This window comes from Flavivirga jejuensis (assembly GCF_030540765.1).
In the GTDB taxonomy this organism is placed as follows: domain Bacteria; phylum Bacteroidota; class Bacteroidia; order Flavobacteriales; family Flavobacteriaceae; genus Flavivirga; species Flavivirga jejuensis.
The window spans coordinates 426,628-449,769 of record NZ_JAUOEL010000001.1; the positions used below are offsets into that span (position 1 = coordinate 426,628).

Annotated in this window: 30 protein-coding genes; 15 read left to right on the forward strand and 15 right to left on the reverse strand. The window is 32.0% G+C overall.

The annotated features are described in order from the left end of the window. Positions 1 to 38: 38 nt before the first annotated feature. Genes Q4Q40_RS01880 through Q4Q40_RS01890 form a run of 3 tightly spaced genes read left to right on the forward strand, consistent with a single transcriptional unit; the run spans position 39 to position 2,804 of the window. Entirely contained in the window at positions 39 to 761 is a 723-nt protein-coding gene (locus Q4Q40_RS01880; RefSeq protein WP_303299977.1) for a polyprenol monophosphomannose synthase, read from the forward strand. A gap of 7 nt (positions 762 to 768) precedes the next feature. Beyond that, positions 769 to 2,109, forward strand: a complete 1,341-nt coding sequence (locus Q4Q40_RS01885) for a dihydroorotase (protein ID WP_303299978.1) — start codon at positions 769 to 771, stop codon at positions 2,107 to 2,109. Positions 2,110 to 2,111: 2 nt separating this feature from the next. Beyond that, the gene (locus tag Q4Q40_RS01890) at positions 2,112 to 2,804 is read left to right on the forward strand and encodes a DUF4296 domain-containing protein (protein WP_303299979.1); all 693 of its coding nucleotides are present in this window, start codon (positions 2,112 to 2,114) and stop codon (positions 2,802 to 2,804) included. Here Q4Q40_RS01890 and Q4Q40_RS01895 read toward each other — a convergent pair. Further along, positions 2,779 to 3,780, reverse strand: coding sequence for an NAD-dependent epimerase/dehydratase family protein (locus Q4Q40_RS01895; protein WP_303299980.1), 1,002 nt, complete (start codon positions 3,778 to 3,780; stop codon positions 2,779 to 2,781). The two genes, Q4Q40_RS01890 and Q4Q40_RS01895, sit on opposite strands and share 26 nt — an antisense overlap. A gap of 87 nt (positions 3,781 to 3,867) precedes the next feature. Between Q4Q40_RS01895 and tyrS the strand changes: the two genes are divergently transcribed. Then, entirely contained in the window at positions 3,868 to 5,163 is a 1,296-nt protein-coding gene (gene tyrS, locus Q4Q40_RS01900) for a tyrosine--tRNA ligase (protein ID WP_303299981.1), read from the forward strand. A 107-nt stretch (positions 5,164 to 5,270) separates the two neighbouring features. Here tyrS and Q4Q40_RS01905 read toward each other — a convergent pair whose 3' ends face one another. The 3 genes from Q4Q40_RS01905 to Q4Q40_RS01915 all read right to left on the reverse strand — a co-directional run bounded on the left by Q4Q40_RS01905 (position 5,271) and on the right by Q4Q40_RS01915 (position 8,240). Further along, on the reverse strand, positions 5,271 to 6,263 hold the full coding sequence (locus Q4Q40_RS01905) for a hypothetical protein (RefSeq protein WP_303299982.1): 993 nt from the start codon (positions 6,261 to 6,263) through the stop codon (positions 5,271 to 5,273). A gap of 456 nt (positions 6,264 to 6,719) precedes the next feature. Then, positions 6,720 to 7,700, reverse strand: a complete 981-nt coding sequence (locus tag Q4Q40_RS01910) for a LuxE/PaaK family acyltransferase (RefSeq protein ID WP_303299983.1) — start codon at positions 7,698 to 7,700, stop codon at positions 6,720 to 6,722. 198 nt (positions 7,701 to 7,898) lie between these two features. Next, a complete protein-coding gene (locus Q4Q40_RS01915; protein ID WP_303299984.1) occupies positions 7,899 to 8,240 on the reverse strand; it encodes a T9SS type A sorting domain-containing protein in 342 nt (113 codons plus the stop codon). A gap of 202 nt (positions 8,241 to 8,442) precedes the next feature. Between Q4Q40_RS01915 and Q4Q40_RS01920 the strand changes: the two genes are divergently transcribed. Both Q4Q40_RS01920 and Q4Q40_RS01925 read left to right on the forward strand, forming a co-directional pair. Beyond that, on the forward strand, positions 8,443 to 9,123 hold the full coding sequence (locus Q4Q40_RS01920) for a response regulator transcription factor (protein ID WP_303299985.1): 681 nt from the start codon (positions 8,443 to 8,445) through the stop codon (positions 9,121 to 9,123). Further along, positions 9,123 to 10,166 carry a sensor histidine kinase gene (locus tag Q4Q40_RS01925; protein ID WP_303299986.1) on the forward strand — a complete coding sequence of 348 codons (1,044 nt, stop codon included), beginning with the start codon at positions 9,123 to 9,125 and terminating at the stop codon, positions 10,164 to 10,166. The genes Q4Q40_RS01920 and Q4Q40_RS01925 overlap by 1 nt, the downstream gene beginning before the upstream one ends. Here the strand turns inward: Q4Q40_RS01925 and Q4Q40_RS01930 are convergent. Further along, a complete protein-coding gene (locus tag Q4Q40_RS01930) occupies positions 10,140 to 11,195 on the reverse strand; it encodes a glycosyltransferase (RefSeq protein WP_303299987.1) in 1,056 nt (351 codons plus the stop codon). The genes Q4Q40_RS01925 and Q4Q40_RS01930 overlap by 27 nt on opposite strands. 282 nt (positions 11,196 to 11,477) lie before the next feature. On the opposite strand from Q4Q40_RS01930, the gene trmB reads away from it, so the two are divergent. From trmB to Q4Q40_RS01955, 5 genes are all read left to right on the forward strand, one after another. Continuing rightward, a complete protein-coding gene (gene trmB, locus Q4Q40_RS01935; RefSeq protein ID WP_303299988.1) occupies positions 11,478 to 12,155 on the forward strand; it encodes a tRNA (guanosine(46)-N7)-methyltransferase TrmB in 678 nt (225 codons plus the stop codon). Positions 12,156 to 12,160: 5 nt separating this feature from the next. Next, entirely contained in the window at positions 12,161 to 12,784 is a 624-nt protein-coding gene (locus tag Q4Q40_RS01940; protein WP_303299989.1) for a lysine transporter LysE, read from the forward strand. Between the two features lie 3 nt (positions 12,785 to 12,787). Then, entirely contained in the window at positions 12,788 to 13,117 is a 330-nt protein-coding gene (locus Q4Q40_RS01945; RefSeq protein ID WP_303299990.1) for an MGMT family protein, read from the forward strand. Between the two features lie 152 nt (positions 13,118 to 13,269). Continuing rightward, positions 13,270 to 14,406 (forward strand): Mrp/NBP35 family ATP-binding protein, encoded by a 1,137-nt coding sequence (locus Q4Q40_RS01950; protein WP_303299991.1) that lies wholly within the window; start codon positions 13,270 to 13,272, stop codon positions 14,404 to 14,406. Between the two features lie 3 nt (positions 14,407 to 14,409). Then, on the forward strand, positions 14,410 to 14,655 hold the full coding sequence (locus Q4Q40_RS01955; RefSeq protein ID WP_303299992.1) for a NifU family protein: 246 nt from the start codon (positions 14,410 to 14,412) through the stop codon (positions 14,653 to 14,655). Positions 14,656 to 14,672: 17 nt separating this feature from the next. Here Q4Q40_RS01955 and Q4Q40_RS01960 read toward each other — a convergent pair whose 3' ends face one another. Then, positions 14,673 to 15,047 (reverse strand): HEPN domain-containing protein, encoded by a 375-nt coding sequence (locus tag Q4Q40_RS01960; RefSeq protein WP_303299993.1) that lies wholly within the window; start codon positions 15,045 to 15,047, stop codon positions 14,673 to 14,675. Positions 15,048 to 15,142: 95 nt separating this feature from the next. Here Q4Q40_RS01960 and Q4Q40_RS01965 point away from each other — a divergent pair, with 95 nt between their 5' ends. The 4 genes from Q4Q40_RS01965 (at position 15,143) to Q4Q40_RS01980 (ending at position 16,234) form a co-directional block, all read left to right on the forward strand. Continuing rightward, positions 15,143 to 15,295: a 2-oxoacid:acceptor oxidoreductase family protein gene (locus Q4Q40_RS01965; protein ID WP_303299994.1), complete on the forward strand. Its 153-nt coding sequence runs from the start codon at positions 15,143 to 15,145 to the stop codon at positions 15,293 to 15,295. Beyond that, positions 15,292 to 15,456: an NADH-quinone oxidoreductase subunit A gene (locus Q4Q40_RS01970; RefSeq protein ID WP_303299995.1), complete on the forward strand. Its 165-nt coding sequence runs from the start codon at positions 15,292 to 15,294 to the stop codon at positions 15,454 to 15,456. Before Q4Q40_RS01965 ends, Q4Q40_RS01970 begins: the two co-directional genes overlap by 4 nt. A 76-nt stretch (positions 15,457 to 15,532) precedes the next feature. Then, positions 15,533 to 15,667 carry a hypothetical protein gene (locus tag Q4Q40_RS01975; RefSeq protein WP_303299996.1) on the forward strand — a complete coding sequence of 45 codons (135 nt, stop codon included), beginning with the start codon at positions 15,533 to 15,535 and terminating at the stop codon, positions 15,665 to 15,667. 237 nt (positions 15,668 to 15,904) lie between these two features. After that, positions 15,905 to 16,234, forward strand: coding sequence for a 2Fe-2S iron-sulfur cluster-binding family protein (locus Q4Q40_RS01980; protein WP_303299997.1), 330 nt, complete (start codon positions 15,905 to 15,907; stop codon positions 16,232 to 16,234). 239 nt (positions 16,235 to 16,473) lie between these two features. Here the strand turns inward: Q4Q40_RS01980 and Q4Q40_RS01985 are convergent, their stop codons facing one another. The 9 genes from Q4Q40_RS01985 to Q4Q40_RS02025 all read right to left on the reverse strand — a co-directional run bounded on the left by Q4Q40_RS01985 (position 16,474) and on the right by Q4Q40_RS02025 (position 22,932). After that, a complete protein-coding gene (locus tag Q4Q40_RS01985) occupies positions 16,474 to 17,094 on the reverse strand; it encodes an alpha-ketoglutarate-dependent dioxygenase AlkB family protein (protein ID WP_303299998.1) in 621 nt (206 codons plus the stop codon). Then, positions 17,081 to 17,326: an Ada metal-binding domain-containing protein gene (locus Q4Q40_RS01990; RefSeq protein WP_303299999.1), complete on the reverse strand. Its 246-nt coding sequence runs from the start codon at positions 17,324 to 17,326 to the stop codon at positions 17,081 to 17,083. Before Q4Q40_RS01990 ends, Q4Q40_RS01985 begins: the two co-directional genes overlap by 14 nt. 2 nt (positions 17,327 to 17,328) lie before the next feature. After that, positions 17,329 to 18,042 (reverse strand): 2OG-Fe(II) oxygenase, encoded by a 714-nt coding sequence (locus Q4Q40_RS01995; protein ID WP_303300000.1) that lies wholly within the window; start codon positions 18,040 to 18,042, stop codon positions 17,329 to 17,331. Then, complete coding sequence (locus Q4Q40_RS02000; RefSeq protein ID WP_303300001.1) at positions 18,043 to 18,885, reverse strand: methylated-DNA--[protein]-cysteine S-methyltransferase; 843 nt, start codon at positions 18,883 to 18,885, stop codon at positions 18,043 to 18,045. It lies immediately after the preceding gene. 151 nt (positions 18,886 to 19,036) lie between these two features. Beyond that, a complete protein-coding gene (locus Q4Q40_RS02005; RefSeq protein ID WP_303300002.1) occupies positions 19,037 to 19,564 on the reverse strand; it encodes a GNAT family N-acetyltransferase in 528 nt (175 codons plus the stop codon). 171 nt (positions 19,565 to 19,735) lie between these two features. Continuing rightward, positions 19,736 to 20,395: a hypothetical protein gene (locus Q4Q40_RS02010; protein WP_303300003.1), complete on the reverse strand. Its 660-nt coding sequence runs from the start codon at positions 20,393 to 20,395 to the stop codon at positions 19,736 to 19,738. 92 nt (positions 20,396 to 20,487) lie between these two features. Then, positions 20,488 to 21,387 (reverse strand): metallophosphoesterase family protein, encoded by a 900-nt coding sequence (locus Q4Q40_RS02015; protein WP_303300004.1) that lies wholly within the window; start codon positions 21,385 to 21,387, stop codon positions 20,488 to 20,490. A 68-nt stretch (positions 21,388 to 21,455) separates the two neighbouring features. Then, complete coding sequence (locus tag Q4Q40_RS02020) at positions 21,456 to 22,484, reverse strand: transporter (protein ID WP_303300005.1); 1,029 nt, start codon at positions 22,482 to 22,484, stop codon at positions 21,456 to 21,458. 76 nt (positions 22,485 to 22,560) lie between these two features. Further along, positions 22,561 to 22,932, reverse strand: coding sequence for a hypothetical protein (locus tag Q4Q40_RS02025; RefSeq protein ID WP_303300006.1), 372 nt, complete (start codon positions 22,930 to 22,932; stop codon positions 22,561 to 22,563). Between the last annotated feature and the right edge of the window lie 210 nt (positions 22,933 to 23,142).

Below are 23,142 nucleotides of genomic sequence, written 5' to 3' on the forward strand. Positions count from 1 at the left end.
TTGCTAAAAATTAAAAAGTTTTTTAACAAAATTAGAGAATGAAAGATACGGTTGTTATCATTCCAACATATAATGAGATAGAAAATATTGAAGCTATTATAAGGGCGGTGTTCCTTCAATCGGATAGTATTCATATCCTTATTGTAGACGATAATTCGCCAGATTTAACAGCTTTAAAAGTAAAAGAACTTCAAACCGATTTTCCCGACAGGTTATTTTTAGAAAGAAGAAAAGAAAAATCGGGGCTAGGAACTGCCTATATTTACGGCTTTAAATGGTGTTTGGCTAAGGCATATAAGTATATTTTTGAAATGGATGCCGATTTCTCACATAATCCAAGCGATTTAATAAAGTTACATAATGCTTGTCATGTTGATGGAGCAGATTTATCTATTGGTTCAAGATATGTAACAGGTGTAAATGTGGTTAACTGGCCAATGAATCGAGTTCTTATGTCTTATTGTGCATCAAAATATGTGCGTATTATTACAGGTATGAAAATTCATGATACCACAGCGGGTTATGTTTGTTATAAACGACAAGTGCTTGAGACGATTAATTTAGACACTATAAAATTTATTGGTTATGCATTTCAAATTGAAATGAAATTTAAAACTTATTTAAAGAAGTTTAAGATTATTGAAGTGCCAGTTATTTTTACCGATAGAACAAAAGGAGAATCAAAATTAAGCTCAGGTATTATTTCTGAAGCTATTTTTGGAGTGATATCTATGAAGCTTAAAAGTATTTTTAAAAAATAAAATTTATATGAAATCAACACTTATTAAAAATGCGAATATTGTAAATGAAGGAGTTGTTTTTAATGGCGATATACTAATAGAAGGCGAATACATTAAAGAAATAAGTAATTCAATAAGTGTTAAATCTGCCGATGTACACGTTGTAGATGCTGAAGGAAAATATTTATTGCCTGGTGTTATTGATGATCAAGTGCACTTTAGAGAGCCAGGATTAACTCATAAAGGTAATATAGAAACAGAATCTAAAGCAGCTATAGCTGGAGGGATTACTTCTTTTATTGAAATGCCAAATACCAACCCTCAAACAACTACTATTGAGAAGTTAGAAGAGAAATTTGAGATCGCTTCAAAAACATCATCCGCTAATTATTCGTTTATGTTTGGCGGAACCAATGATAATTTAGAAGAAATTTTAAAATTAGATATAAATCAGGCAGCAGGACTAAAATTATTTTTAGGATCTTCAACAGGTAATATGCTGGTTGATGATGTGGCCGTACTTGAGAAAATCTTTAAAAGTACCAATATGCTTATATCTGTTCATTGTGAAGATGAAGGCACTATAAAAAAGAATTTTCAAGAGCATATTGAAACGTTTGGAGACGATATTCCTGTTAAATACCATCCAGTTATAAGGAGTGAAGACGCATGTTATTTATCATCTTCCAAAGCCATAGAATTAGCAAAAAAAACAGGAGCGAGGTTACATGTATTTCATCTTTCAACAGGAAAAGAAACAAATTTATTTAGTAATAAAATTCCTTTAAAAGAAAAACGAATTACTTCAGAAGTTTGTATCCACCATTTGTGGTTTAGTGATGAAGATTATGATAAAAAGGGCACGTTGATAAAGTGGAATCCAGCGGTAAAAACAAAAGAAGACAGAACGCAATTATGGGAAGCTTTATTAGATGATAGAATAGATGTTATAGCTACAGACCATGCGCCACATACTTTAGAGGAAAAGAAAAACGTTTATACTAAAGCACCATCTGGGGGACCGTTAGTACAGCATGCATTACCAGCTATGTTAGAAATGTATCATAAAGGTAAAATTTCTATAGAAAAGGTGGTTGAAAAGATGTGCCATAACCCCGCAATTTTATTTCAAATTGCAAGAAGAGGTTTTATTAAAGAAGGCTATTTTGCAGATTTAGTATTAGTGGATTTAAATAACCCATGGACCGTAAATAAAGATAACATTTTATATAAATGTGAGTGGTCTCCTTTTGAAGGAGCAACCTTTAAATCTAGAATTACACATACATTTTTAAACGGTAGTTTAGTGTATCAAAATTCTAAATTCAGCGATGTGAAAGCTGCTCAACGATTAACTTTTAATAGATGATTTTGAAACGACTTGCCATATATCTAGGTATTATTATAGTTGCTTCGGCTTGCTATGATTTAGATAAACCAAAGAAACCTGATAATTTAATATCTAAGGATAAAATGGTTGAGATTTTAATTGACGCTAAGATAGTAGCATCTATTAGTTCTAATTCTGTAAACAGAAAAGTCATATTAGATCATGGTGTTAAATTAAACTCATACGTTTATAGAAAACACAATATTGATAGTTTGCAGTTTGCTTTAAGCAATGCGTACTATTCATTTTATATAAAAGACTACGAAGAAATTTACCTTAAGGTTAAAGATAGCCTAGATACGCTTCTGGTTAAATTTAAGAAAGAGGCAGAAATCGTAAGAATAGAGAAAGAAAAAAGAAGAATAGATTCTCTTAAATTGGTATTTAAAGAGATGGATTCCTTAGGATTATTAAAAGTTAAAGATTCTGTAGGACTACTTAAAATAAAAGATACATTAGTCGAAACATTAATACAAAAGGTGTTTGAAGAAAAAAGAATAATAGATTCCCTTAAGGTGGTATTTAAAGACATGGATTCCTTAGGATTATTAAAAGTTAAAGATTCTATAGAATTACTTAAAACAAAGGATACACTAGCCGATACATTAATACAAGATATACTCGAAGAAAAAGGAAGGCTAATTGCCCCTATTTCAGATAAAGATCACCAATAGTAGCTATAGTTTCATCAATAGGTTTAAACTTGTAATTTAAGGTCTCCTTAATTTTATGACTACTGTACTTGGTTTCTGTTGATAAGGATATAGCCAGGTGTCTTGTTAACTGTCTTCGTTTGCCAGTTAGTTTGGTTTTTAGCCAATCCAATTTCCATACTAATTGTAATAACCAACCACTAGCCATTTTTTCTGGAAGTTTCGCATGAACCGACTTGGATAAAGCTTGTAAAAATTGTTTATAAGTCCAATGCTCGGCAACTAATACAAAACGTTCATTTATAATATCGCTGTTAATAAGAGTTATCATAATAGAAACGACATCTTCGATAGCTATAAGAGCAATTGTTCCAGAGGTGTAATATTTTAATCCCTTATGTGCTTTCTTAAATAAACTCCCAGTTCCATAATGCCAAATACCAGCGCCTAGAATAACACCAGGGTTAACAATCACAACATCAAGACCTTCTTGAGTAGCGCGCCAAACTTCCATTTCGGCACCATATTTTGTGATAGCATACACACTATTATCATCCTCAGGGTTCCAAATAGTGTCTTCTGTAATGTCTTCGTTATTAATAGTCTTCCCTAAAGTAGCAATAGAACTTACATAGCAAAGTTTACTAATAGCATATGATATACACAGATTTACAATATTTGCGGTTCCTTCAATATTCGTTTTTCGTAGGATTTGATATTTATCTGGGTCAAAAGAGACGAATGCAGCACAATGATACACATGAGTAACCCCAATAAAAGCTTCAGATAATGAAGGAATATCTAAAAGATCTGCCTTTACCCATTCAATAGTTTTAAAAAGAGACTCGTAATTAGAAGTATAAGTAGCAAAAACAGACCTTACATTGGCAAGTTTGTGTTCTGTTCTGTAGATAGCTCTAACTTTCTCGTTATTGCTAGCAAGCTTATAAAGTAAATGAGAACCAACTAAGCCTGTACTTCCTGTTACTAAAATCATGCAACTAAAGTAAAGAATTATTCATAATACTAAAGTAATTATGCATTGATTTTTATCTTTGCATAGTTTTGTAAAAATTCAAGAATAATGATAAAGAACTTTGTTGAGGAATTAACGTGGAGAGGTATGATACATACCGTAATGCCAGGAGCGGAAGAACACCTAATGGAAAGCATGCGTAGTGCTTATGTGGGGTTTGATCCTACAGCAGATTCTTTACATATAGGAAACTTGGTGCCTATTATGCTTTTAGCGCATTATCAACGTTGTGGACACAGACCTTTAGCTTTGGTTGGTGGGGCAACAGGAATGATTGGTGACCCATCTGGTAAATCGAATGAACGTAATTTGCTAGATGAAAAAACATTACGCCATAATCAAGATGCTATTAAAAACCAATTATCACATTTTTTAGATTTTGAAAGTGATGCCGAAAACGCAGCGCTTTTAGTGAATAATTACGATTGGATGAAAGACTTTTCATTTCTTGAATTTATTCGTGATGTTGGGAAGCATATTACTGTAAACTATATGATGGCTAAAGATTCTGTAAAAAATAGAATTTCATCAGAGTCGTCTGAAGGGATGAGCTTTACAGAGTTTACATATCAATTAGTTCAAGGGTATGATTTTCTTCATTTATTTAAAGAAAATGATTGCTCCATACAAATGGGAGGAAGCGATCAATGGGGCAATATTACAACAGGAACCGAATTAATTAGAAGAATAGCCAGTGGAAAAGGGTTTGCTATAACCTGTCCGTTAATTACAAAGTCTGATGGTTCTAAATTCGGGAAATCTGAAGGTGGAAATGTGTGGTTAGATGCCAATAGAACATCGCCATATAAATTCTATCAATATTGGTTAAACTCTAGTGATGCAGATGCTGAAAAATATATTAAGATTTTTACTTTTTTAAACAAAGAAGACATTAATACTCTCATTGAAACGCATAACGAGGCACCGCATTTACGTGTTTTACAGAAGCGTTTAGCAGAAGAGATTACAATGATGGTGCACTCTAAAGGAGATTTAGAAAATGCTATAAAAGCGAGTGACATTCTTTTTGGGAAATCTACTAGTGATGATTTAAAAGCGCTAAACGAACAAACTTTTTTAGATGTATTTGATGGTGTGCCACAAACAGAAGTAACTCAATCGGACATTGACAACGGCATAGATATTATCGCAGCTTTAGCAGAAAAAGGTGGGTTTTTAAAATCTAACGGTGAAGCAAGAAGAGCACTTAAAGAGAATTCTATTTCTGTAAATAAAGAAAAAGTAAAGGACGATTATAAAATAACCAATAAAGACTTAATAAATAATAAGTTTGTTTTGTTGCAACGCGGAAAGAAAAACTATTTTGTTTTACGCATCAAATAAAATTTGATGGACTCTTAACGGTTAAATCACCTCATTAAATAAAAATTGCCTTTTTGATTTTTCAAAAAGGCAATTTTGCTAAAAATGAGTATGAATGTTTAGTTTAACTACTGTATTGGAGTATCACTAATATAATTTGTAGAAAAATTAGTCCAATTATATTTGTCTTTTAAATATTGTGCAGGGTTTTTACAAAGCACACCATTCTCCCATCCCCAAGGCGTACTAGCTTTATTGCTTCCGTTGCCATTGTCACCTACAAGAGCTGTACCAGTTATAGTTAAAGGATTGTTGCGTTGAAGCCACAACGTGCTTTCCAAAGCAAGTAAATTATAATGTACAGTTTGAGGCAAATTATTAGAATCTTTGTCTGGAGTAACAGCTGGGGCGCTATCATGATAATACTCGATATACGAACCATCCTTGTCTGACGAACCGTTCATTTTTCTAATACCATGTCCTTTGGCTTCAATAAAGAACTCAGAAGTATTAGATGTTATTAATAATTCACTATTAGTATAATCGTAAATATCCGAATGCCAAATAGTCTGAGCATTTATAATGCTTCCAAAACTACCATCAGCGTTTCTTTCTGCAGCAATTAATACAGCTTCCATATCGTTTTCATGAGAATCTAGAGAACATAAAAATAAGACATCTGTCCAATCTCTAGGGTGGTACACACTATACAGAATGAAAAAATGTGTTGCTGTGTAAGTTACATAATAATAAACATAAGGTATTAGCTGTCCAGAATTTCTACCAGAAACCATGTTGTCCCAGTTGTTAGAAGTGTTCCAGTCACCATCATAATCAACCGCTGCTATCCAATCTGCAGAGCCACTTTTGGATTGGTTACTACACAGACCATCAGTAGTATCAACATCCTGAAAAAATTGAGGAGCATACTCTTGTGCAATAGCTTCATCGGTGTATATAACTACCTTTTGTATTGCATTTGAAGCTTTAGTCTCTTCTTTTGTTATTGTTGTTTCTGGAATTTCGGAATTTTCTATGCTATCTGTACTGCAAGAAAACAGGACTAAAACGATAGATGTTAATAATAAAATGCTGGTAAAATGTGTTGTTTTTGTTTTCATAATAATTTGGTTTATATTAAAGTAAACTTAGGATTCCAGCATAAATATTTCGTTAAAGGAAAGTAAATAAAATGTTGTTTTTACTACATAATGGTGTTTTAAAAGTGTTTAAATATTAATAGCTTATTGGTGTATAAAGTCAATAAGCTACTCTTTTTACAGGTTTTTGGTCTTAGCAATGAATGCCGTTGCTATAAATAATATGAAATAAAATTTACTTTTAACGGATGAAAACTTTTCTAAAAGGGATTTTTGCTTGAAGAGAGATATAAAAGGATTTACTAATTAGCAGTAGTTTTCCTAAAATAACAAAGCCTGATCTTAAAATCAGGCTTTGTTTTAACCAACCAACTAAAAACTAAAAATTTTCCTTTTTCTTAGCTGGTAATTTTGTCGTATTTATTTTAAAAAACTTACATAAAAATTTAATTTGTCTTTCTGGGTTTATCTTAATGATTAGATTACCATAAGATTACACCCTCGAATATCTGAATTATCAAAACGACCGATAACCTCAAATGTTCCATTATCATTAACGCGACCTAGATCTTGAGTAGCAATAAAGGAGCAGGAATTTATGTTAGCTAAATCAATAACGTTTATTCCTCCAGTTTTCCCTAATGATTGTATAGAGAGTGGGTCTTCTGTATCGCGTGTTAAAATACGCATCCAGTTAGGGTAATTAAAAACACCATGCCCTTTAGAATAGCCTTGACTTAAAAGTTCGGTCATCCCATATTCGCTATGTATTGCGTCTACTCCAAAACCTGTTTTTAATTTTGTATGTAGAGCCTCTCTAATAAGCTCTTTTCTTCTCCCTTTCATACCACCAGTTTCCATGATAATCGTATTACTCAAGTCGAATTGATAAGCTTCAACGAGGTCTAATAACGCAAAAGAAACACCTATTAATAATATCTTTTTTCCTTGGGAATCTAATGCTATTAATGTGTCTTTTAAGTCAGAATAATTATCTAAATAAAATCCACTTTCAGCATATTTTGATTGTTTAATCATAGCATCCACCATATATATTAATGAAGAGCCTTTACGCTCTAAATAAGAAGGTAATAATGCAAGAATGACATAGTCTTCAATGTTTCCGTAGGATTGCTGAAACCCTTTGGTAAAGCTTTGATTGTAAATGTCTAAATCTGTTATATAATGTTTACTCGTTATATTACCAGTAGTACCAGAACTAGAGAACGTTGTTTTAATGGTGTCTTTAGTACTCAGTATTTTATGAGATTTAAAGAACTGAATAGGTAAAAAAGGAATATCTTTTATAGTTTTTACATCGCTAGGATGTTTATATAATAAATCACAAAAAGAACGATAAACGCTATTGTTTTCAAATTGGAATTTAAAAATTTGTAAAGCCAAACCTTCAAACTCAGTTTGATTATTAATATTGAAAATGGAATTAGTGTCGATCATAATTAAAATCTAAAAACTCTCCGACCCTTGGGGCGGAGTTTCCAATTCACCTCTCCGAAGGAGAGGTCAGAACTGCCTTTTTTGTCAGTTCTGGGTGAGGTAAATACAAAATTCAAGAATTTTTTATTAGAAGACAAAAGTATAAAATAAAAAAAGCGTTACCATTGGTAACGCTTTTTTTATTTATGAATTGTGATTTTACTTAATCACTAACTTTCTTGTTTCGCTAATTTTGTTTTCAGTAATTTTTAAAATATAAACACCTTTATTTAAATTTGAAATATTTAATTCTTTACCTGTTAGTACGATAGAATAAACTTTCTTTCCTAAAACATTAAAGAATTCAATTTTCTTGGTTAAATTGTATTTTGATGTTATATATATGTATGTTCTACCGCTTGTAGAAGGGTTTGGATATATAGATAAACCTTCTATATCTTGCGGTACAGGAGGTGTGTTAACATTGTTTTGAGCAAAGCCAAATTGCGCAGTTGTAAATGTTAATACTAATAATAAAATGAATAAGTAGTTTTTTTTCATACGTTCTTTTCGACATTATAAAGGTAATAAATAACAGCAAAAGTGATGCCAAAAAATTGTTAAAGATTTAGTTATTTGGTCGAAAGTTTAAATTACTGTAACTTGGTTGTTACTTTAATGTTATTAATTTTGGAATACCAATAAAACCGTATTATTAGTTTTATCTTTACTTTAAGAAATAAATATAATTTGTTGTTTAAGTATGAAAAAGAATGATATTAAGATACTTTTAGTGGATGATGAGCCAGATATTTTAGAGATAGTTGGATATAACCTGTCAAATGAAGGTTATAAAGTTATTACTGCAGAGAATGGTGCTGAAGGTGTTAAAAAAGCAAAAAAGGAACAACCACAATTAATTATTTTAGATGTAATGATGCCTGAAATGGATGGTATTGAAGCTTGTGAATTAATTCGGAAAAACCCAGATTTAAAAAATAGTATCATTACTTTTTTAACAGCAAGAGGAGAAGATTACTCTCAAGTTGCAGGTTTTGATGCTGGTGCAGACGACTATATCACTAAACCAATAAAACCTAAAGTGTTGGTTAGTAAAGTGAAGGCGCTTTTAAGACGTTTTAAAGAGGAAGATATTGCCGATACTGTTAAAATAGGGAGTTTGGAAATAAATAGAGATGAGTATAAAATTATTTCTAAAGGGGAAGAAATTATTTTACCAAGAAAAGAATTTGAATTACTATCTTTATTAGCTTCAAAACCAGGAAAGGTTTTTAAAAGAGATGAAATTCTTGATGCAGTTTGGGGAAACGAAGTTGTTGTTGGTGGTAGAACAATCGATGTACACATTCGTAAATTAAGAGAAAAATTAGGAGATAATAGTTTTAAAACAATAAAAGGAGTAGGCTACAAGTTTGTAGAATAATGCAGACCAAATTTAAAAGATCATACAGGTTTTCGGTAAAGACATCATTTTTTATATCATTATATACAACACTCTTAGTGAGTGTTTTTTTATATTATTTAGATGTGTTTAAGTGGTATTATATGCTTATTTTTTTAGTAAGTGTTTATGCTTTTTCTTTTGTAATAATTCAATTTAGTGTAGAGCAATTTATATATAAACGTGTTAAGAAAATATATGACGATTTAACACTTTTAGAGTCGGCTAACATAAATAAAGGAGCCATTACTACAGATATGCGAACACTTACTCAGGAGATTGATAAATTCGCTCGTGATAAAAAAATCGAAATCGAAACTTTAAAAGATCGTGAAAAGTATAGGAAAGAGTTTTTGGGAAATGTATCTCATGAATTAAAAACCCCTTTGTTTACGGTACAAGGATACATCCTTACGTTGCTAGATGGCGCTATGAATGATGAGAAAATACGAGAAAAGTATTTAGAAAGAGCCAGTAAAGGCATTGAGCGATTAGGTTATATTATTAAAGATTTAGATATGATAACCAAATTAGAGGTTGGCGATTTAAGTTTAAATATAGAAGAATTTGATATTGTAGAGTTGGTTGAAAATGTATTCGAAATGTTGGAGATGAAAGCCAGCAAAAAAAGAATTACGCTTACTTTTGATACAGATTATAACAATCAGGTGTTGGTAAAGGCAGATAAAGAACGCGTACAGCAAGTTTTAGCAAACTTAATTGTAAATTCTTTAAAATATGGTAGAGATAAAGGAACTACGGAAGTTAGTATTGAAAACTTAATAAAAAACAAGGTTATCGTTCGTGTTACAGATAATGGAGAAGGTATTGAGAATGTACATTTACCTCGTTTATTCGAACGTTTTTATAGAATTAATAAAAGCGGATCTCGTAAAGAAGGAGGCTCGGGGTTAGGGCTTTCTATAGTAAAACATATTATAGAAGCGCATAACGAAAAAATATATGTAGAAAGCGAATTTGGGGTAGGTAGTGAGTTTTCATTCACACTCGAAAAGGTTGAATAAATTCTTGAAATCTACACTGTAATCAAAAGATTTTAATCCTTTAAAGGAAGACATACTCTCTAATTTATTTAATGTGAAATCCTCTTGTTTGCAACTCGGGACTAACTTTAAATCCGTTAATCTTTTTGCTAAATATTCCTGTTCAAACTGACCTGGTGTAGGTATAAAAAAAGCTTTTTTATTCAGTTTTGCTAAATCCATAATGGTAGTATATCCAGATCTTGATATAATTAATGCACTTTGGTTAATAGTTTTTTCCAGTAAATGTGACGTCATAAAATTATAAACGGTCATATTCCCCATAATCTGTATAGTTTGTTCTTTTTCCATAATACCTTTTACAAAAATTACTTTTCCAGTATAATTCTTTAATTCTGAAAAAAGTTTTTCTTCAAGGAATGTACGTTGTGGTTCAGGTCCAGAAAGCAACACCATTAAATCGTTTTGAATTTTGTAACCCTTATTTTGAAACCTACTTAAAGGACCAATATACTCTAACGGAATATCAAATGACATGATGTGTCCAAGTTTGCCACTTAAATTAATGTCTTCTATAGTATCAGGAACCCAGCATACATCAAATTTCTTTATAATTTTTTGATGCATTTTAGTACTTAACCATGTTGTACTTCCTGTTAAAACATTTAATTGATGTGTTATAAAAACCGAGGGCACTTTTTTACTATAAACACCCAACCGATTATCAGAAATAATGCCTTTGATATTATGGGTTTCTATAATAGATTTAGTTGTTTTTTTCTCGGCTTTAATCGCTTTAAGAAGTTTAGGAGAATCCTTAATCATCTTTAATTTAAAAAGCTTTCCCTTTTTAGCATACGTAACATTGTAAGAAGGTAATTCTATAGATGAAAGGCAAGGGAATTCTTTCTGTAAAAGTGTTAAAGCAGTGCCATCACTAGCAATAATGGGTTCGAAACCATATTTTATCAATTCATAAATAATAGGAATACTTCTTGTGGCATGTCCTAAGCCCCAGTTTAAAGGTGCAACTAAAATTCGTTTTTTCATCTGTTTTGTTTCTTATTTTTAAAGATCAGATGTTATTTGTCAAGAATAATTTTTTGAATGGTATCGAATTTTTTAATGGTGTTCATTTTATAAATAATTTAGGGCGTGTATTTTGCATTACAAAAATCAAACTTTCTACACTATTTTTATTCAATTTATAGCATTAATTAAATTAAAAAATGATGTCATTGCAAGCCTCACGCAAGTTTTCAGTAAAATCAAAGATAAGCATATAAACACTCCCGTATATTTCCTTAATTTTACCAAAATTTTAAATATATAGTGGGAAGCAAAAATAAACTCAGAAGATTTAAAGAAAACGAAACCTTTTCAAACGTATTTCAACCAACAAGAGAAGAGTTGGTTGCTGGTAATTACGATTTAAAAGGTCATTGGAGAACATCAGTATTTAAAAATGAAAACCCTTTAGTTTTAGAATTAGGTTGTGGAAAAGGAGAATACTCTGTAGCGTTGGCAAAAAAATATCCGAATAAAAATTTTATAGGAATAGATATTAAAGGTGCGCGTTTTTGGAGAGGTGCTAAAACGGCCATTGAAGAAGGAATTTCAAATGTTGCTTTCCTAAGAACTCAAATAGAACTCATAGACCATGCTTTTGCAGAAAACGAAGTAGATGAAATTTGGATAACTTTTCCAGATCCACAAATAAAATATAAGCGGACTAAGCATAGGATGACTAATGAAGCATTTCTAAAACGCTATAAAAAAATATTAAAAACCGAAGGGGTTGTTAATCTGAAAACCGATAGTGAATTTATGCACGGGTATACACTTGGATTACTGCATGGAGCGGGACATGAGGTGCTTTATGCCAATCATAATGTGTATAAACAAGAAGGCAGTCCAGAAGAAGTTACAAGCATTCAAACGTTCTACGAATCGCAATATTTAGAACAAAACAAACCAATTACGTATATTCGGTTTAAAATCAAGCATTAGTGAATATGACTTTTATCTTTATTTTGGGATTATTTGTAGCTTTAATAGGGGTTATTCCTCCAGGACTGTTGAATATGACAGCAGCTAAAATAAGTTTAAAAGAAGGGCACACAAGAGGGATTGTGTTTTCTATAGGCGTTTGCGTTATTGTTTTACTTCAAACCTATGTTGCTTCTGTTTTTGCAAGGTATTTAAGTAAACATTTAGAAGTTGTAGACATTCTACAACGTGTCGCGTTCGTTATTTTTATATTAATAACGATCTATTTTTTGCTTATTGCAAAATCAAATCCCAAACAACAAATTCAACCACAAATACGTAGTAAGCATAGTCGGTTTTTTCAGGGTATGTTTCTCTCTGCAATAAATGTATTCCCTATTCCTTATCAAGCCTATATGACCATTACATTGGCCTCTTTTGGATGGATGTCTTTTGAACAAATTAGTATTATATCTTATGTGGCTGGAGCAGCTATGGGAACCTTTGTTATGTTATACATGTATATTTTCTTTTTTGATAAAATAAAAGGAAAATCGTTTACATCTCAAAAAAGCATGAATTATGTAATAGGGGGAATAACAGGTGTTATCTCAATTATCACACTCATTAATATTATCAAGGAATTGTAGATTATGAAACCAGAAACCTTGAATTTTTTTGATAAAGTTTACGAGGTCGCCAAACAGATTCCTTATGGTAAGGTGACTAGTTATGGGGCTATTGCTAACTATTTAGGAGCAGCAAGAAGTGCACGTATGGTAGGTTATGCCATGAACGGTTCTGGGAGTAAAGATGTCCCTGCACATCGCGTTGTGAATAGAAAAGGCTTGCTAACAGGGAAACATCATTTTGATGGAACGAATCTCATGCAGCAATTATTAGAAAGCGAAGGCATTGAGGTCATAGACAACCAAATTCAGAATTTAGAAAGTGTCTATTGGGATCCATCAAAGGAATTGTAATTATTTCCTAATTTATCAAAAATTTACAAATAATTACATATTGGTTTCTCTATCAAAAAACTGAATATCCATATAAATCATTTCAATTAAATGCCTTTAAAATCTAAACAATTCAGAGTATATTTGCATATTAGATTAAATCTAAAATAAGGATGAAACTTAATAAGCAAGATATATTAAAAGCATTAGAATCTATTACTGTTCCAGGAGAAGGGAAAAATATGGTTGAAAGCGGTGCTGTAACTAATGTGATCACTTTTGGAGATGAGGTTATTGTAGACATTACTATTACAAACCCTAGTTTGCAAGCAAAGAAGCGTACCGAGGTAGATATTTTAAAAACGATTCATGAGCAGGTTTACGAAAAAGCTAAAATTACGGTAAATGTAAAAGTGAATGCTCCAGCAACACCAAAAGCAAATGTAATTAAGGGAAACCCAATACCTGGAATTAAAAATATAGTAGCAGTAGCATCTGGTAAAGGCGGTGTTGGTAAATCTACAGTGACAGCGAATTTAGCGGTAACACTAGCGAAAATGGGTTTTAAAGTTGGTGTTTTAGATGCCGATATTTATGGACCATCTATTCCTATTATGTTTGATGTAGAGGCTAACCGTCCTTTAGCAGTAAATATTGAAGGAAAGTCTAAAATGAAACCTGTAGAGAATTACGGTGTTAAAGTATTATCTATTGGCTTTTTTACGCAACCTAATCAAGCTGTTGTTTGGAGAGGCCCTATGGCTGCTAAAGCGTTAAATCAAATGATTTTTGATGCGCATTGGGGAGCTTTAGACTTTATGTTAATTGATTTACCTCCAGGAACGGGTGATATTCATTTAAGTATCATGCAATCACTTCCAATTACGGGAGCTGTTATTGTTAGTACACCGCAAAATGTGGCTCTAGCTGATGCTAAAAAAGGCGTTGCGATGTTCCAACAAGAGAGCATAAATGTGCCTGTGTTAGGAATTGTTGAAAATATGGCATACTTTACACCTGAAGAATTGCCTGATAATAAGTATTTTATCTTTGGAAAAGAAGGTGCTAAAAATTTAGCAGAAGATTTGAAAGTGCGTTTTTTAGGAGCATTGCCATTAGTGCAAAGTATAAGAGAAGCTGGTGATGTTGGTCGTCCAGCAGCATTGCAAACAGCAACACCATTAGAACAGGCTTTTGAGAAGCTAACGCAAAATATCGTTGAAGAAGTCGTAAGACGAAATGATGATTTGCCTCCTACTGAAGCAATAAAAATTACAACCATGGCTGGATGTTCAGCTGTTAAAAAATAACGTATGAGTACAGAGGAAGTTAAATTAAATGTAGAGAAGGCTTTAGAAGAAATTCGTCCATTTCTTCAAAGTGATGGTGGCGATATTTCATTGCTATCTATTGAAAAAAACGATACCTTAGTAAAAGTTCAGTTGCAAGGCGCTTGTGTAGGTTGTAGTGTTAACCAAATGACTTTGAAATCTGGTGTGGAAATGACTATTAAGAAGTATGTACCACAAATACAAGAGGTGATAAATATTCAAGTTTAGATATTTGAGATAATAGTTTAAATAATTTTTTCTCGTCTAAAAAATGTGTCTAAATTATTAGCTATTTCAAAGCAATTTCTAACTTCAGAAACCTTATTGCAATACATAGAACCCATATTAGATGATTTACATTGCAAGTCCTCTAAATTAACCTTTTCAGAATTTTTATTAATTTTTACACATTCTTTATAAAGATTATCAATAGTTTTTAAATTACTTGGATCTATATTATTTTTTAAAAGATATCCTTTTAAAAAATTCTCGATGGCATGTTGAGCATTTTTACAAACAGAGTAAGTTACAATATCTTCTTCAGGTCTAAATAATTCCTTATTGGCTTCATTTAATTTCTCAACAGCATCCTCAAATATTTTTTTAGCTTTAGTTTCCATTTTAAATAATTTTAATTTTCTAATTCGTCTATAAGAATTAAATACATCTGTTTCTAAAAGAAACAGATGTATTTATAGAATTTTTACTAGTGGCCATGAATCCTGCAGGATTAAAAACAAATTTGCATGCTGTAAAGCCAGGACATACAATTATTGTGGATACGGATGCCTTTACAAAAAAGAATTTAGAAAAAGCCCAATATGAATCAAACCCATTGGAAGATGGTAGTTTAGATAATTATTCTTGATTTTTGATGTTGAAGTCGCATTTTTAATTCTGTGGGCAGTCGTTTTTAAGGATGTCGGGTTTGTAGCTTTAATTGAAATAGTCATATTCCTTTTCATTTTAGGATTGGGATTGTTGTATGCATGGAAAAAAGGCGCATTAAAACAGGAGAGATTTTCTTAAAAAGCTCTTAGAGCATAATGGTCTTGAGGTTATAACTGAAGAAGAACCCCAATTATACACAGTTGCAGTTACTAGTATGATTTTTAATCCTACCATTTGGATATTCGAACGTAAGTTAAAAACTTTTGATGGTCATAAAGTTACCCAAGATTATTGGAATCAAAAAACGGAGAAAACACATCCTCAATATTGGAATAACGGAAAAAAATAACGCTGTTATTGTAAATCGATAGTTTAAGAATCAATACAATTTTCAAGACAAAGTATATTTAAATCATCCAAATGCAAGCTGTTTTGAACGGTTTTTTCGTTTATTTTAACGAGTTTACCTGTTAATCCTATTAAGTCTATAAAATTTATAGGAATTAAAATATGCCATTCTAAAATTTAGTTATATTTTTGCAATTCTTTTTAAGATTAAAAAAAAGTATAAAAAATTAGATTAATAATGGTTGATATTAATATTAAGATAACGGATAGAGAAGGTACACAGCATAGTATACTTGCTCCAACAGACATGGCCATGAACCTTATGGAGGTTGTGAAATCTTATGAATTAGCTCCCGAAGGAACTATAGGTGTTTGTGGTGGGATGGCCATGTGTGCATCATGTCAATGTTATGTGTTAAGTGAAACTGAGTTACCAGAAATGGGCGACGATGAAGAAGCCATGCTATCTGAAGCTTTTGATGTAAAAAAGAATAGTCGTTTAGGTTGTCAAATACAAATGACGCCAGAGATGGAAGGTCTTGAGGTTGAGTTGGCACCAGAAAGCTAACTAATTCCTGCGAAAGCAGGAATCTCATCATTATTTTACCTGACTATCTTTATTGGTCTCAATTGCAGTTAATAAGGATATGCTTTAGCGTGTTTTGCTTTTAGCTTCTAAAAACTTTTGATACGAATTCACACGAATTCAGTTTTACCATGTTTATTTTTTTGTTTGGGGATATCACGAAGTAGACTTTCAGTTTACCAAAACGAACTTGTGGTTTATTTGAAAAATTCGTGAATGTTCTAGTGGATTGTATGCTCTTCAATCGTTCTAAATGTCAAATTTATTCTGGGTGAATGTATTAATTTTGTTGGGGGTAATCGGTGTAACCAATTTGTTTGAGTGGTTCCTTTCATCACTAGTAAACTGCCGTGTTCTAAAACCAATGTTACTTTTTCTTTAGTTTCTTTATGCTTAAAAGCAAATTTCCGTTCTGCTCCAAAACTTAAAGAAGCAATAGCTCCATTCTTTTTTAAGTCTTTTTCGCCATCGCTATGCCAAGCCATGCCTTCATTGCCATTGTGATAAAGATTTAGTAAGCAAGAATTAAATGTTTCTCCTGTTTTCTGTTCTACTTTCGTTTTTAATTCCAATAATTCTTTAGTCCATGGTAACGCCAGTTTTGTGGTTTTCGAATAGGTGTATTCAAAAGGTTTTTCGCCATACCAAGCCACTTTTCGTTTAGTAATTATCTTCTTGCCAAAGATTATAGCCTCGTCATTTCGCCACGCAATATTATTTAATAAGGATTCTAAATATTGGTTTGCCTCGTTTTGATTTAACAGTTTACCATGATAATTTACTACTCCGTTTTTTGGAAGTAGATTTTTTGTAGCGTCAATTTCTATATCAAACAATACCATATTTCCATTTTTTATATTCAACTCTCATACAATGCCCACAAGGACGGAAATTGTTTTTTAATGCTTCTTTTTCGGTTGAAAAAAACACACGATTTTCCCGTTTCATTCGCATGCCCGACTTACAATTCAATCTGCCGTAAATCTTTAAATTTTTATTGCCTCCAAAAAGAATCTGCTCCGTTTTGATTTTGGCTCTCAAATCGGTATCCGAAATGTCATTATGTTTTATCAAAATTAACTTATTGCATCGTGAAAAATAATGCCCAAAGTATGTCTTTCACCATGATATAACTCACTTACCCCGTGTTTTATATTTACTCTATAGTATCCTCTCTTTCCTTTTACAGGTCTAAAATTGGTTGTAAAAATAAGCATATCTCCTTTTTTAGGCTTTAGTACAATGGCTTTAGACTGTGCTCTTGGTGTTTGTTGTGTGAGCACGAATTCCCCACCTTCAAAATCAACATCAGGTTCGTTTAAAAACAATACGGTCTGAATTGGGAAATACACATCTCCATATAAGTCCTGATGTAAGGTATTGAACCCGCCTTTGCTATATTTCAAGATTAAAGGGGTCGGTTTTAGTTGATTATTCTTGTGACATAATTCCTGTAATTCATTAAATGTATTTGGAAATTGTTTGTCGATTTTTAAAACTTTCATCCACAAATTGGCTACTGGTGCTAATTTTGGATATATCTGCTCCCGTAATGTTTGAATTGTTTTTGGTAACGGATAATCAAAATATTTATATTCGCCTAAACCAAACCGATAACGTTCCATCACAACGGTTTTTCGATATCCAATAGGCTCATCATACAAATTGATTAACTCTTTGCATTGTTTTTCAAAAATTAATTTTGGCAGAATGGCATATCCTTTTTCATGCATATTCGTAGCGATTTCATTCCAATCAATGGCTTCAATTCTTGTAATTAAATCTTCCATTTACCCATTGATTTTTGAAGCTTCCCAGCCTATTATTGCTGTTTTTCGCGTGTTTCCCCACATATAACCACCAATATTTCCTGTGGATTGAATAACTCTGTGACAAGGAATTAGAAAGGCTACAGGATTATTTCCGATAACTGTTCCAATGGCTCTTGATGCTTTAGGTTTATCAATTTTTTTTGCAATTGAGCCATAAGTCGATAGGTTGCCCATTGGTATTTTTAAAAGAGTTTCCCATACTTTTAGCTGAAAAGGGGTTCCATTTAAATGTAATTTTATTTGATTGAGTTTACTCCAATCATGCTGGAATATAAATAAAGCATTTTGTTGCGTTGTATCAACAACTTGATTGTAATTGGCATTTGGAAACCTGTCTTTTAGTTTTTTTAATGCATGATCCTTGTTATCGAAAAATTCTATATGACAAATTCCTTTTTGAGTGGATGCTACGATGATATTTCCAAACGGACTTTCTGCAAAACTGTAACTTATAGAAAGGTTCTCGCCACCATTTTTAAATTCGCCAGGGGTCATTCCTTCTATATTGATAAACAAATCGTGCAAACGACTTGTACCTGATAGCCCTGTTTGGTGAGCCGTGTCAAATAATGTGGCCTGCTTGTCTTTTAGTAACTGTTTTGCATATTCAATACTTATATATTGCATAAACTTTTTAGGACTCACGCCTGCCCAATCTGTAAAAAGACGTTGGAAGTGATATGGGCTTAAATGTACGCTTTCGGCAATGTCATTTAAAGAAGGTTGTTCTTTAAAATTTACTTTAATATAATCTATGGCTTCTGCAATCCGATTATAGTTAATGTGGTCTTGTTCACTCATTTTTTTAGGCTTTGTGTTACAAAAGTATCTTGCTTTTGAAAATCATAAAACCCGATTCTTGCTAAACATGTTTTTTTAGTTTGAGATGCTGTTTTTAAAGTTGAGTTAAACGTTACGTATAAAATACGTTTCAACGTGTTGTTGCATATTGTTAGTATGCTTTTTCGATTGCGTAAATTATATTATCCTGATTATGTTCATCTTTTTTGCCCTCAATAAGGGCAAATCCGTTTTTCTCTAATAATTTTTTGGAACTTTCATTTTCTCTATGAGTGTAGGCTTCTATAAAATTCAAATGCAGTTCTTTAAAACCTAAATCTAACACATTTTTCAAAGACTCGTTCATTATTCCTTTTCCTTGGGATTTTGGACTTAAGTCGTATCCAACCTCTGCTATTTTTTTGTCTTCTGAAAAATTCCATAGACAGATACTGCCAATCATTTGGTCACTATTTTTTTCTGTTATGACCCAATAGTAAAGAGTCTGATTTTCAATGCCGCGATTGATTTTTGAAATAAATCCCAGTGCTTTTTCTTTTGATTCTGCACTTGGTCTTTTTACAAACTTATTTACTTCTTTGTCTGAACGCAAATAAGAAATTATTTCCCAATCAGATTGTTTCAATCTTCGTAACAATAGTCGTTCGGTTCTTATGTTGGGAAAATGATTTTGTTCCATTCTATTCTTTTTTACTGACGCAACTAATTTAATAAAAAGGCATGAGTTTTCTAATCGGAAATTCAGATGTTATTGTGTTTATGCTGTATTGTCTAAAGTATTACCTAAGCAGGTTAGTTTTTCGTTATAATCTGTTTAAATGTCATTACTAGAGCATTGTTCAACCGTTTTTTAATGTTTTTCGAAATGAGTCCCATTCAGTTCTTTATTCAGTTGTTCAATTTTTTCATTCAGATTTCTTTTCGTTAGTAAAAATTCTTTCGTATCGATACTTTCGGGATTTAGGTTTTTCATTTTCTTTTTCAAGTAAGACCTTTTAACGGCTAATACATACTGTTTAAATTCGGCTTCTCTTTTTTGAACCAATACTTTTGATTCTGAATAGTCTTTTTCTGGAATATTAGAAAAATGTTCTTTTCCACGTTCTTCTTCTGGAATGTATTGATTGAATTGATATGTTGGTTTTCTTCTGATTATTTGTTGAAATGAGTCAGAGTGTATTGTTATGGTACCTTGCTGAGTTTCTATTATCCATTCGATTGAGTGGTCAAGAGTAGATTTAGAAATTTCATAAATCTCTAGTCCATTCACGAAATCCATTATAAAGTTTATTTTAAATAAAGTTACATTTTCAAAAATTAAAGTTGCTGGTGATATCCAAAATGTATATGGCATTCCTTCAACTTCTGGTTCGTTCCATTTAAAAATATAATCTAAATCTAAACTTACCTTATCGTCAAACTTAAGAGCGTAAATTGGACAATCGTGCCAACCCATTTCTTCGAAGTCATTATGTGACCAAATCCACTTTTCTAACTTATATGTTTTCATTTATGTTTAAATGCTTGTCAACAGGTTATATGTACATATTAGCCTTTAATTATTTCGAGATAACAGGTGTTTTGCATCTCAAAACCGTATTTTCAACTAGTCACATAATCAATCAACTTTCTAGGGCCTTCAAGTATGGTTTTTACAATTTGAAGCGTGCCATCTTCTTTGGTAGCAATATGCCATTTTATGAGTGATATTTTACCATGCTCTATTTCAATACCCGTAATACTTCGTGGGTGTACACAGCTCCCATCATTAAAAAAAGCAATATCCCCAGTTTTTGGAAAACGAGGCCTGTGTGTATGACCAACAATGGTTAATAAATTGTTGTTCTCACTAATCCATTTTTTAGTTCGGCGCTCTACTTTTATAAGTTCTTTGTAGTTTTTTGCAGGACTTGTTGGGTCTGCAATTCCCATAACATTTAATGGTTTCCAAAGAATACGTACCATAAACCGACTCCATTTCCAAAATAAAAAATTCCACCAATCGGCTTGATGACCGTGTGTTAAAAACACTTCCTGTTCTGTTAAACTATGTTTTAAAACAATGCCTTCATGGTATGTAATACCTTTAAACAGCTCAACATGTTTACCCGTTTTTGCATCAAAATAAGTAGATAAATGCTTCTTTACATAATCAGGATTTCTGTAAACCATATCGTGGTTTCCCCATATCATATGTAATTTATCCGCTTTATGAAACTGTTTCATAAGCATAAACACATTTTTATGAGCGTTCAATATAGAATTAAAGGACAGGTTTTCCCAAAGCTCGTCACCATCACCAATTTCACAATATTGAAAACCTTCTGCATAATAATGCTTTAAAGCATGAAAGTAGATATTTCTATTTTTAGCAAAATCATCAGCAAAACTATTATCACCGCGATGACAATCACTAAATAGAATGAACTTACTATCATCATCAAAGTTGATAACTTTAGCATTTTTATAAGCCTTGTCTAATCTCTTTTTGGATGAAAACATGAAGTAAATGTAAACAAAAAGCGTTTCAATCTGAAACGCTTTTCTAGGTTATGGAGCAAAAAAAGGAATTAATGGAATGCGTATTGCAATCCAAAAGTTAAATTATAGTTCTGTTTTAGTTGAATACCGTTTAAATCTTGATAAAGTGGAGTGGTATATTCTGCCGCAAAACGTAAGCCTTTTAAACCACCGTTAACAACTAAGTAGTTAAGGCCAAAACCGGAATTTATATAAGTTCCGCCAGAGTTTACAGTATCCGCAGTAGTTACCATCATGGGGTTTAGTAAATCGCTGGCACCATCAATTTTATCAACAAGGACACCTTCTAATCTTATAGAAGCGCTCAAATTACCACTTGCCTTTACAGCAACCCAGTTATTGAAATTATAACGATTACCGAATTTATAGTCTTGGTCGTTATCGTTAATGTTTACCATTCCAGTTAGTTGATGTCCCCAGGAAAATTTATCGCACTGTGCTAAATAAGTTAATCCTAGTTTGGCGCCAAATGATCCAGTTCCTGTTTGCATAGGGTAAGGAAGTTGTACGGCATTGTCCATTGACGTAGGAAGTACGCTCTTTTCTTCAATACTACCTGTTGGAATAGAAACGCCTATTTGAGCATGCAGCGCTTTTTTATTTTTATTAAAAATACCGTATAAGGCATTTACAGAAACATCACCCAGACCATTTGTATTTGTTGAAAATTCATTACCATTACCCATTTGTAAGTTCATATCATTTTCTAAATAGTTAGCCATAACCATCAACGTTATTTTATCAGATGGTGCATACATTAAGCCTAGCATGTGCATATTCATTATCATATCTTGTGGAGCTACCGTATAATTAATAAAAGCATCTGCGTTGGTAACATCATCAGTCCCTTCTCTAAGTTGCCTCATATCCATAGTCATGAAACGGTATGAAACCATAAATTCGCCTTTATGGTGCACATGATCTCCCATAACAGAAATGGGTGCATGCCCATCAGGTCTACCAGAAGACCATAAATTTGAATCAGATTTAGGATGCTCTTCTTGTGCAAAAGTTATTGTAGTTGCAATGCATAGCATTGCTATTAATATATTTTTCATAATAAGTTATAAATTGTATAAATAGCTTGAGTTCTTGCAGAAATTCTTCTGAAGAAATTTAAAATAAAAGGAAGTATTATATCAAATCTGGAGGTTGGAAGGCACTATAATTATAATCGAAATAATATAGTTTTTGATAAGGAAATCTTGTTTTTTTTGAAGCTAATTTAAACGTTTGAAATGTTTTTATTTGGAGGATTTCTACGAATCCGATAGGGTAATTTTCCAGAGAGACACGTAATGAATTAGAATCGTTTTCCTGTTGTTTTTCAATTTCTTTTACTAAATAACATTTACCATGACATTGAAGTTCTGGTTTGTCTTTGTTAATACACAAAAACTCAGCAATATAATCTTGATTCAGTAGATACTCAACATAAGGTTGAATAGGTCGTAACATAGCAACCGTATATAATAAAACAAAAAACAACGCTGTTAGTTTATGCAATGACTAAGTTTTTAGCAAATATATGATTAGATGCTAAATTGTGCTAAAACTTGCGTGTAATTTCTCTTAATATTTTAATATTACTGTATTGATGTTTTTTCAGCTGTGCTAAAAAAGACAATTTATAGACTTTTTAGGAGTCTGTTTAAAAAGTGTCATTCTGAATCCAATGAAGAATCTCTAAAAAAAAACATTAATGTTTTGATTTTT